Annotated in this window: 9 protein-coding genes and 3 pseudogenes; 5 read left to right on the top strand and 7 right to left on the bottom strand. The window is 72.7% G+C overall.

Annotation, left to right across the window (positions count from 1 at the left end):
* Positions 1–64: 64 nt before the first annotated feature.
* The 3 genes from ACRWNP_RS18250 to ACRWNP_RS18240 form a co-directional block, all read right to left on the bottom strand.
* The gene (locus tag ACRWNP_RS18250; RefSeq protein ID WP_431962550.1) at positions 65–1,336 is read right to left on the bottom strand and encodes an MDR family MFS transporter; all 1,272 of its coding nucleotides are present in this window, start codon (positions 1,334–1,336) and stop codon (positions 65–67) included.
* The gene (locus ACRWNP_RS18245; RefSeq protein ID WP_431962548.1) at positions 1,333–2,484 is read right to left on the bottom strand and encodes a PLP-dependent cysteine synthase family protein; all 1,152 of its coding nucleotides are present in this window, start codon (positions 2,482–2,484) and stop codon (positions 1,333–1,335) included. Before ACRWNP_RS18245 ends, ACRWNP_RS18250 begins: the two co-directional genes overlap by 4 nt.
* A 619-nt stretch (positions 2,485–3,103) precedes the next feature.
* Positions 3,104–3,382, bottom strand: coding sequence for a hypothetical protein (locus ACRWNP_RS18240; protein WP_431962546.1), 279 nt, complete (start codon positions 3,380–3,382; stop codon positions 3,104–3,106).
* 261 nt (positions 3,383–3,643) lie between these two features.
* Between ACRWNP_RS18240 and ACRWNP_RS18235 the strand changes: the two genes are divergently transcribed.
* From ACRWNP_RS18235 to ACRWNP_RS18215, 5 genes and pseudogenes are all read left to right on the top strand, one after another.
* Positions 3,644–4,285 carry a CBS domain-containing protein gene (locus ACRWNP_RS18235; RefSeq protein WP_431962544.1) on the top strand — a complete coding sequence of 214 codons (642 nt, stop codon included), beginning with the start codon at positions 3,644–3,646 and terminating at the stop codon, positions 4,283–4,285.
* 85 nt (positions 4,286–4,370) lie between these two features.
* Positions 4,371–4,508, top strand: coding sequence for a hypothetical protein (locus ACRWNP_RS18230; RefSeq protein WP_431962542.1), 138 nt, complete (start codon positions 4,371–4,373; stop codon positions 4,506–4,508).
* Positions 4,509–4,532: 24 nt separating this feature from the next.
* Positions 4,533–5,456, top strand: a complete 924-nt coding sequence (locus ACRWNP_RS18225) for a universal stress protein (RefSeq protein WP_431962540.1) — start codon at positions 4,533–4,535, stop codon at positions 5,454–5,456.
* 170 nt (positions 5,457–5,626) lie between these two features.
* Positions 5,627–6,151: pseudogene (locus tag ACRWNP_RS18220) on the top strand (CBS domain-containing protein); the annotation flags it as partial.
* A 121-nt stretch (positions 6,152–6,272) separates the two neighbouring features.
* Entirely contained in the window at positions 6,273–7,244 is a 972-nt protein-coding gene (locus ACRWNP_RS18215) for an Acg family FMN-binding oxidoreductase (RefSeq protein WP_431962538.1), read from the top strand.
* A 44-nt stretch (positions 7,245–7,288) separates the two neighbouring features.
* On the opposite strand, the pseudogene ACRWNP_RS18210 reads toward ACRWNP_RS18215, so the two are convergent.
* The 4 genes and pseudogenes from ACRWNP_RS18210 to ACRWNP_RS18195 form a co-directional block, all read right to left on the bottom strand.
* Positions 7,289–7,471, bottom strand: a pseudogene (locus tag ACRWNP_RS18210) (zinc ribbon domain-containing protein); the annotation flags it as partial.
* Between the two features lie 129 nt (positions 7,472–7,600).
* Entirely contained in the window at positions 7,601–7,834 is a 234-nt protein-coding gene (locus ACRWNP_RS18205) for a ubiquitin-like protein (RefSeq protein ID WP_431962536.1), read from the bottom strand.
* A 150-nt stretch (positions 7,835–7,984) separates the two neighbouring features.
* A complete protein-coding gene (locus ACRWNP_RS18200) occupies positions 7,985–8,218 on the bottom strand; it encodes a hypothetical protein (RefSeq protein ID WP_431962534.1) in 234 nt (77 codons plus the stop codon).
* Between the two features lie 534 nt (positions 8,219–8,752).
* Positions 8,753–8,938, bottom strand: a pseudogene (locus tag ACRWNP_RS18195) (SAM-dependent methyltransferase); the annotation flags it as partial.
* Between the last annotated feature and the right edge of the window lie 432 nt (positions 8,939–9,370).

Raw genomic sequence — 9,370 nt, 5'->3', positions numbered from 1 at the left:
CGCTCGCGCCTTGGGGGGATGGCCCTCGGCCGGCCGAGGGCCCTCCCCGGTTGTCCGAGGAAGGTCAGGCGAGGGCGGGTTCGCGGGTGACCGCGGACAGTCCTCCGGCCCTGGACAGGAGCTGGACGCAGGCGGCGCACAACAGGCCGGTCACGGTCAGGGTCAGCCAGGGCAGCCACGGCCTGTGGCCGCTGTCGGCGAGGTCCCAGATGGCACCGGTGGCGAGGTTGCCCAGGGTGATTCCCAGGCCCGAGACGGTGTTGTACCAGCCGTAGTGCGTGGCGACCAGGCGCTCCCCGGAGAGGGTGACGATGGTGTCCATCTCGAAGGGGTAGACGACCGCGCTGCCCACGGCCAGGACGGCGACCGCGATCACGAGCAGAGCCACCGCGAGGACGGCCTCGGACGTCCCGCCGGACGGGTCGGGGCTCACGGCCAGGGGAGTGAAGGCCAGGCCCATGAGGAGGATCCCGCCGACGATGGCCTGCGGCCCGGTCCGGCGGGCCCGCACCCAGCCGGTGATGCGGAGCTGGCCGAGGACCGCCACGACGGCCGAGATGATGAACAGACCACTGGTGACGGCCTGTCCGCCGGTGCCGAGAAGCTTGTGGGCCTGTAGTGGCAGCGCGAGGTAGACCTGGAAGGACAGTACGTACGAGCCGATCATGGCCAGGGAGAACAGCATGAACGGCCGGTTCCCCAGCACCTGCCGCCATGAACCGAGGACGCCGGCCGCCGCGCCGGGGCCGGTGACGTGTTCCGGCCGCCGGTCGGGCAGGGCCCGGCACTGCAGCACGGTGAGCACGGCGAAGACGGCCGCCGCCGTCATGCACACGGCACGGAAGTCCAGGGCGAGCAGGGCCAGCCCGACCAGTGGCCCGATCAGGACTCCCGCCTGGTAGAAGACGTTGAACAGGGCGAAGCCCTCCACCCGGCGCTCGCCGGCCTCCGCGGCCAGGTAGGCGCGGACCGCCGGGTTGAACAGCGCGCCGGCGAACCCCGCGGCGGCCGAGGCCGCGACGAGTGCGGGCAGGGAGTCGACCAGACCCAGCAGCGCGAAGCCGAAGGTGCGCAGGGTGCAGCCGATGACGATGGGCGTCTTGTAGCCGAAGCGGTCGGCGATGGTGCCGCCGAGCACGAACATGCCCTGCTGGGAGAAGTTCCGTACGCCCAGGACGAGGCCGACGGCCCAGGCGGCCAGGCCGAGGCCGCCGGCCAGATGGTCGGCAAGGTAGGGCATGAGCATGTAGAAGCCCAGATTGATGGCGAACTGGTTGGCCATCAGCAGCCGGGCCGGGGTGTCGAAGGTACGGGCCTGCCGCCACAGCCCCCTCACCGCGCGGCCTCGAAGGACAGGCCGTCGTGCTCGCTCGCCGGCGCGCCGGCCAGTGGATCCTGGACGGTGGTGCAGCGGGTCCAGCGCTCGACCACGGTCTCGCCCGGGTCGGCGATCTCCTCGGGGTCCTCGGACGGTTCGTGGTGCAGCAGACCATGGTCCCGGCAGTAGGGATCGTCGAAGACGGTGCCGACGTAGCGTTGCGGGCCGTCGGGGAAGATCGTCACGATCCTGGTCTCGGCCGGCAGCGTACGGGCCAGCCAGCGGGAGACCAGGGCGACCGCCCCGACGCTCCAGCCGCCCGTGGCGTAGTGGTCCCGGGCGAGGCGCCGGCAGGCCCACACCGCCTCAGCGGCGGCCACCCAGTGCACTTCGTCGAAGGCCGGGTAGTCGACGTTGCGAGGATGGATGCTGCTGCCCAGGCCCCGCATGAGCCGGGCTGCGGGCGGCTGGCCGAAGATCGTCGACCCGGTGGTGTCGACGCCGACCAGCCGCAGGTGCGGGAAGAACGCGCGCAGCGGGCCGCTGACCCCGGCCGAGTGCCCGCCGGTGCCGACACTCGCGACCAGGACGTCGATGCGACCGAGCTGGGCGACGAGTTCGTGGGCGAGGGGCGCGTAGCCGGCGACGTTGTCCGGGTTGTGGTACTGCTCCGGGCACCAGGCCGCGGGGTCGGCGGCCAGGAGTTCCCGCACCCTGTCCCGGCGGGCCTGCTGCCAGCCGCCGGCCGGGTGCGGTTCGGTGACGATCTCGACGGTCGCTCCGTAGGCGGTCAGCAGGGCGGCCATGGGCGGTTCCATGCCGGGGTCGGTGACCACCGTGACCGCGTGTCCGTGCACGGCCCCCGCGAGGGCGAGTCCGAGGCCGAGCGTGCCGCTGGTGGACTCCACGATCGGGGCCCCGGGGAGGAGTTCACCGCGGGCGCGGGCGGCCTCGATCATGTACAGCGCGGAGCGGTCCTTGATGCCGCCGGGGTTGAAACCCTCGAGTTTGGCCCAGAAGCCGCGGCCGTCGGGGACGAAGGGCGATCCGACCCACAGGACCGGCGTGTTGCCCACCAGTCCCGCCGGGGTGCGGCGCGGGGGCGCGGTGGCGGCCAGGAGTTCGGCCGGGGACGTGGGCGGGCCGGGGTAGGGAAGGGTGCTCATAGGTGCTTCTCCTGCGGCCGTCGCGACGGCGCGGCCGCTGCTCGTACGGATACGGGGCGCGTTCGGCCGTGCCCGTCGCGCGTCGCCACGGGCGGGGCCGAGGCCCTGTCAGGTCCGCGACACGCAGAGCAGACTCAGCGTTCCGGGGCCGGAACGTGGGGGTGCGCAGGCATGTCCTGCGGCTGCGGCCCCGGCCCTCGGGGGGCGAACGGCCGGTGCCGGTAGGGGAGGTGCCGCCCCGATGCCGGACGCCGCGGGGGCGTCGGCCAGGCGGGGGCGGGGGTCGGGGAGCCGGTCGAGGGCGACTCCGCACAGGGCGTGGTGGCCGGCGGGTGATCCTTCACCGCGGGCGACGTCCTGGTCCGGACGCGTCGCGGCCCCCTGTGGCCGACATACGGCCGAGGCGGCGGAGGCGGCGGAGGCGGCGGCCAGGGTGTCGTTGGCCTCGCGGTCCGGGCCGTGGGCGCAGGCGACCAAATGGATGCTCGTGAACACGAGCACGCCCAGAAGCAGGAGCACGCCATGAAAGGAGATGCGCTGACCCGCTCGCCACATCATGCCACGCATCGTAGTCGATCAGTCGCACCGCGCAGCGAACGGCCCGGTAGTGTGAAGCGTTTCACCGGGCCGGCGGGTCGAGCAGCCGGAAGCGGCCCGGTGGGACCGACCAGTTCCGGCCGCCGAGCCGGACCCGGACCGGCGCCGCCGCGGAGGCGGGGACGGCGATGCTCACCTGGCGTCCGTCGACGTGGATCCGCACGCCCCGGTGTCCGCGGTGGCAAACCGTGAAGCCGACCTGCCGGTCGCCGGCGGCGCCCGCCAGGGCGATGTGCCGCGGCAGGTCCCGCTCCTCGGCGGGTTCCCCGGGCGCGGACGGGTCCACGACCGGTGCGGTCATGATCGGAGATCCCCACGGTGCTTTCCCGGCAGCGGCGGTGTCGCCGGGGTGCCGTGGCCAAGGCCGGTGGAGAGCCGGTCAGGCGGCATCCCGGACTCCCTCGGTCGTGCTTCCCCTTCGTCCAGCAGACCGTCGCGGCACACCGGGTCCGCAGGGGACGATGGGCCCCTCCGCGGGGCCGGGTGGCCCAATGGCGGCGGTCACCGGGCCGTCCCAAACTGGGTGCGGGAGGGTTTCCGTCCCTCGTCAAAGGAGGCGGTCATGAACGGCAACCGGCATCCGGCGAGGGTGGGCGACGTGATGACGCGCAAGGTCGTCGCTGTCGCCCTGGGCACCTCGTTCAAGGAGATCGTGCGGACGCTGGAGCAGTGGAAGGTCAGCGCCGTTCCCGTGGTGGCCGACGGCACCCGGGTGGTCGGCGTGGTCTCCGAGGCGGATCTGCTGCGCAAGGAGGAACACCATGAGGACGACGCCCCGCCGGTCGGCGCAGGCCGGGACAAGGCCGCCGCGGCCACGTCCGAGGAGTTGATGACGGCCCCGGCGGTCACCGTGCGCGAGGACGCCCCCCTGGCGCAGGCGGCGCGGACGATGGCCCTGCACCGCGTGAAGCGGCTGCCCGTGGTCGACGCCGACGGCGCGCTGCAGGGCGTGGTGAGCCGGGGCGACCTGCTCAAGGTGTTCCTGCGGCCGGACGAGGACATCGTCCGTGACGTTCGGGAGGTCATCGCCGGGGAGTTCCTGCCCGGCGCATGGCAGTTGGTGGACGTCGAGGCAGCGGACGGCATAGTGACGGTGAGCGGCCTGCTCGCCGACCGGTCGCTGGTCCCGGTCGTGGCACGGATGGTGCGCTCCGTGGAGGGTGTCGTGGACGTGCGCTTCGACCTCACCTCGACGCGCGTGTGACGCTCACCCGACGACGACCGGTCGGACCCGGCGTGCGGGCCCGACCGGCCCAGTTGCGTTACACCCTGGCGGCGGCCATGAGGGCGTGGGTTTTCCAGGAGCCGCGGCCGTCCGGCGGCTGAACGAGCACGCCTACACCGGGCCGTGGGCCGGCGGGGACCGCGACCTGTGGATCCGCATCACCCCGCAGAGCGTGACGGGCCGCCGCATCGTGGTCGGCTGACACGACGACGACAGGAGGACGCCCATGACCGACACCGGGATCAGCCCACACGAAGGGCTCCACATGCCACACGGGGAGGTCGTCGTGGGAGTGGACGGATCGGATCCCGCCGTGCGCGCCCTGGACCGGGCGGCCGACGAGGCACACCGGCGCGACACCGTCCTGCGGATCGTGTTCGCGCTGCCGTGGCCCGATCCGGGCGAGGTCGGATTCGGACTGGACACCGACCGTGATCGCCCACCGGCCGAAGCGGCCCGGGTGATCCTGGAACTGGCCGCCCAGCGGGTGGCGGACCGGCACCCGAAGCTCCCCGTCGCCCTGGAGCGCACCGCCGAACCGGCGGCCACGGCCCTGGTGCGCCTGGGCAGGAACGCCGCCCTGACCGTCGTCGGCACCCGGGGCCGCGGCGGCTTCACCGGCCTGCTCCTAGGCTCCGTCGGACTGCGGGTGGCGGCCCACACCACCGGCCCCCTGATGGTCGTCCGCGGCCAGGACGCGGCCGCACGGCGGGGCCCGCTGCACGACAAGGTACTGCTCGGTCTGGAAGACGAAAGCGACACCGAAGCCGCCGTGTTCGCGTTCGAGGAAGCCCAACGGCGCCGCGCACGGCTACGGGTACTCCACACCTGGACCCACCCACACGTTCCCCTGGGCGAGTGGCCGGTGTCCCACCGGCAGGACCTGGCCGCCCAGGCCCGGCAGCACAAGGAACTCGCCCGGTTCGCCGTGTCCAAACTCACCGACCGCTTCCCCGACATCGCCGTCCGGGTCGACACCACCGCCGGGCACGCCGCGGCAGCCCTGGTGGAAGCGAGCCGCGCCGCCGACGTCGTCGTGATCGGCGCCCACCGCCGGGAAGGCCGGCCACTCGGAATGCGTCTGGGACCAGTCACCCACGCGGTACTGCACCACGCGCACTGCCCCGTCGTCCTGATCCCCATCGGCTGACCGCCGGACCGCATGGCCGGTTCGCACCGCCGGTTCGGCCGTCACCGCGCCGACGGACGGCCGTCAGCGGACCGGCCGGACCGCACAAGGGCCGGGAGGCCCTGCGCACGGCGGGCCCGGCTACGGAGGCTGGAGGCGAGGACCGGGCCCCAGTCACGAGGAGGACCCACATGCACGGCAACCCGCACGTCGTCGGTGACGTGATGACGCGATCCGTCGGCGCGGTCGACGTCACGACGATGGAGCGGTGGAAGGTGAGCGCCCTGCCCGTTCTGGAGGGTGAGGGCCGCGTCGTCGGTGTGGTGTCCGAGGCGGACCTGCTGCCCAAGGAGGAGTACCGCGACAGTGCCCCTTCCCGCGGCGAGCAGATGCGGCGGCTGGCGGATCTGGGCAAGGCGGGCGCCACCACCGCCGACGAGCTGATGAGCGCGCCTGCCGTGTGCGTGCACGCCGACGCCACGTTGGCTCAGGCGGCACGGGCCATGGCCTTTCGGCACGTGAAACGGCTGCCGGTCATCGACGGGGAGGGGATGCTGTGCGGGATCGTCAGCCGGGGCGACCTGCTGAAGGTCTTCCTACGCCCGGACGAGGAGATCGCCGAGGAGGTCGGCCGCGAGATCGTCGCCTACCTGTTCCCCGGTGAGCCCCCGCCGGTGCGGGCCCGCGTCGAAGAAGGCGTCGTCCACTTCTCCGGCCCGCCGGGGGACCCGTTGAGACCGCGCCACACGGCCCCCGCCGCCGGGACGACCGGCCCCTCCCCCCACTGGCGCGGCGGGGCGGAATCTGGAGTCGGGTTCCGCCCGGGAGGAGAGCGCCATGATGCCCACGACCCTCGACGGGGCGACGCTGGAGAAGCTCATTTCCGCCGCCGTCGCCGCACCGTCCTTCCACAACAGCCAGCCGTGGCGTTTCCGGCTGGAGCCGGACACCGCCACGGTCCTGGTCCGCGCCGCGGGCGAGCGCGGGCTGCGCGAGGCCGACCCGCTGGGCCGGGCGCTGCACGTGTCCGTCGGTGCCGCGGTGTTCAACCTGCGGGTCGCGGTCGCCCACTTCGGCTGGGAGCCCGTCGTCCGGCTGCTGCCGGTCCCGGCACAGCCGGACCTGCTGGCCTCGGTGCGGCTGGCCGGGCGGCCCGGCGGCGGGAAGCACCGCGCGGACCTGTACGAGGCGTTGTGGCGCCGGCACAGCAGCCGCTCGCCGTTCTCGGCGCAGCGGCCTCCGGCGCCGGTCCTCGCCGAACTGGCCGATGCCGCCCGGGCGGAGGGGGCGACGCTCCTCCTGCCGGACGCCGGGGAGACGCAGCGGGTGCTACGGCTGACCGAGGAGGCGGAGCAACGTGGCGTCGTCGACCCCGCGCGCCGCGCCGAGAGCCGGCGCTGGGTACGCGACGGCGCCCCGGACGGCCTGGCGCCGACGGCCCTGGGCCCGCGGGACGCCTCCGGGCGGCTGCCCATGCGGGACTTCTCCGCACTCCGTCCGGAGAATCAGCTCCCCTCAGCGGTCTTCGAGCGGGAGCCCCTGATCGCGGTGCTGTCGACCGCCCACGACCGGCGTGCCGACTGGCTGCGGGCCGGCCAGGCGCTGGAGCACGTCCTGCTGGTCGCCACCACGCACCGGGTGCGGACGTCACTGCTGCACCAGGCGCTGGAGTGGCCGGACCTGCGCTGGGCGCTGCGCGGCACGGACCGCGGACCGGGGCACGTCCAGATGCTCATCCGGCTCGGGTACGGCCCTGCGGGGGCGGCGAGCCCGCGGATTTCGGCTTCGGAGGTCGTGGGACGGCGTTGACACCCTCTCCGCCCTGAGGGGGAGATCCCCGCCTACCGCGCCGCCTGCGCTCCACGGGCTGCCACGGCCAGTCCGGCCGCCCTGGCGACGCTGACCGGCCCGTTGACGTCCCGGTCCAGGACCGCCCCGCACGCCCCGCACATCCACCCGCGGACGTGCAGGGGCATCGGGCCGTCCTTGACGCCGCACTGCGAGACCACCTGAGACGTGGGCTCGAAGCGGCCGATGCTGCGGGGTCATACGGCCGCCACCGGCCCGGGGACCTCCGGTCCCCGGGCCGGCGCGCGATGTGCTCTGTCCTGGGCGCCGTCAGTTCTCCGGCTGCGGGGAACGGGCTCCCTGACGTCTGCGGCGCGTCAGGCGGGCACGACGTCGATGACGTCACCGTCCACAAGCCCCAGACTGGCCGGCGTCTCGGTGGAACTGCAGGGTGCGCCGTTGACGAGGAAGCCAAGTCCTCTGCGGGACCTTCCCGTCTTGGCGCAGTACGTGTCCATCAACTGCTTGAGAGAGGTGTGCGCGCGGATCTCGAAGCTCATCTCCCCGGTGTCGTCCTTGACTCGCAGTGTGATGTCACTTTCCTCGCCCATGACCGCGCCTCCGTCGACATGTGATCTCCGTATCGAGCCATCCGGCGGACTGACCGCGCGCCGGGCAGCCAGGTCGTGAGTCGGTGTTCGTCGTCGGTCGTACGCCCACCGAGGGACCACGCGCGGAGCGAGGACGACAGCCCGTGGGGCTCAGGCGTGGTCGACGAGTTCGGCGTGACCCTTCTGGCGTGCACAGTGGGCACAGCAGAAGAACCGGCCGTCGGACTGAAGGCCGTGTCCCAGGATCCGGCACTGGCAGTTCTCGCAGACCGGGGCGATCCGTTGCGCCGCGCACTCCAGGCTGTCGAAGACGTGCAGCGCGCCTGCCGCCCGCACCTCGAAGGCCATCTCGTAGTCGTTACCGCATACTTCGCATACCGGCATCGGATGACTCCTGACACTGTGTGTAGTGGACAGCCCGGACGATCCGTGGCTGGACCGGGCCCTGCTCCGGGGCAGGGCGACCGGCGGCGCGGGCGTTCACCAGGAACATGCCGCTGCTCCCGATGAGGTGGCCACCGATGGCCGCCGCACTCACCGGCCCCCACTTGGACCAGCCGGCGCGGCGATCCGCGTGGCCGAATGCCACATCCCGCCTTCGTCCCTCGCTGCGCCGTTCAAGCCCACGGCTCCCCTCACGGAACCGCAGAACCACCACGGGGCCAATCCCACATCACGCGGGCTCCGCAGCACGGTATTTCGTTCGGACATCAGTCGGCTCCTCGTAGGACGACGGAGGGCAGCCGGCGTCCTGCCCATGCCCTCCCACCGTCGCTCTGAGTGGCGGCGTACGCCACCGCGGCTGGTACGAACGGATCAGGAACGAAGCGCTGTCCGGGCCGGGAGCCGGTGTGTCGCCGAGCGGTCGTGGCGCCTGCCCGGTCGACTGCGGCTTCGGCCATGCGCGAAGGCCCGGGGTCACGGGACGCGGGCGACCCCGCCGTCGGTGCCGCTGTCCTCGGGCGACGGCGGCGGGCACTTCCTGAACCACTCCGCGGCCGTCACCAGGCCGGGGGCGACGAGGTCCAGGCCGTCGAAGAAGCGGGCGACCTGGGAGCGGGTGCGGAAGCCGAGGCGGATGCCGCCCTTGGCGTACCCGGCGGTGGTCGACGCCCCGCGCGGCGTCGGCGGGCACGGGCGGTTGGCGACCTGGCGTGTCGCCCACGCTTCGGCGTCACATATGGCGACATCTTCGGGCGCTCCCGAATTCGCGACAAATAGGCGGGACCAGCATTTTCATGCCCACCACCCGCTCGAAACTTTCGAGGAGAGCGGGACACCGAACCGCTGCCGGCGGAATTCCCCTGTTTCCAGTGAGTAAACTTTTCGGGCGCTCTTCCACGCACTGATCAGATCGATTTCCATTCGGCATATCAGCAGGTCAGCAGGGGCCTCTGAGGTCATGTCAGGACTCACCTCGGCAACCGGCGCCACCCGGCTGGGAAATGGAATACGCTACAGTCCGTCAGTGCGAAGTTCAAGTGCTTTACACGGCCTCTTCAGAGGTGATCAGATTCGTCCGATCGTCCACTCTGG

It is taken from the genome of Actinacidiphila sp. bgisy160, from assembly GCF_965342435.1.
In the GTDB taxonomy this organism is placed as follows: domain Bacteria; phylum Actinomycetota; class Actinomycetes; order Streptomycetales; family Streptomycetaceae; genus Actinacidiphila.
Note: the sequence above shows the minus strand (reverse complement) of the source record. Positions and strands in the feature narration are given on the sequence as shown.

Coding starts and splice junctions, on each gene's coding strand:
- ACRWNP_RS18245 (WP_431962548.1), bottom strand. CDS start 2,484: ATGAGCACCCTTCCCTACCCCGGCCCGCCCACGTCCCCGGCCGAACTC.
- ACRWNP_RS18240 (WP_431962546.1), bottom strand. CDS start 3,382: ATGACCGCACCGGTCGTGGACCCGTCCGCGCCCGGGGAACCCGCCGAG.
- ACRWNP_RS18235 (WP_431962544.1), top strand. CDS start 3,644: ATGAACGGCAACCGGCATCCGGCGAGGGTGGGCGACGTGATGACGCGC.
- ACRWNP_RS18225 (WP_431962540.1), top strand. CDS start 4,533: ATGACCGACACCGGGATCAGCCCACACGAAGGGCTCCACATGCCACAC.
- ACRWNP_RS18215 (WP_431962538.1), top strand. CDS start 6,273: ATGATGCCCACGACCCTCGACGGGGCGACGCTGGAGAAGCTCATTTCC.
- ACRWNP_RS18205 (WP_431962536.1), bottom strand. CDS start 7,834: ATGGGCGAGGAAAGTGACATCACACTGCGAGTCAAGGACGACACCGGG.
- ACRWNP_RS18200 (WP_431962534.1), bottom strand. CDS start 8,218: ATGCCGGTATGCGAAGTATGCGGTAACGACTACGAGATGGCCTTCGAG.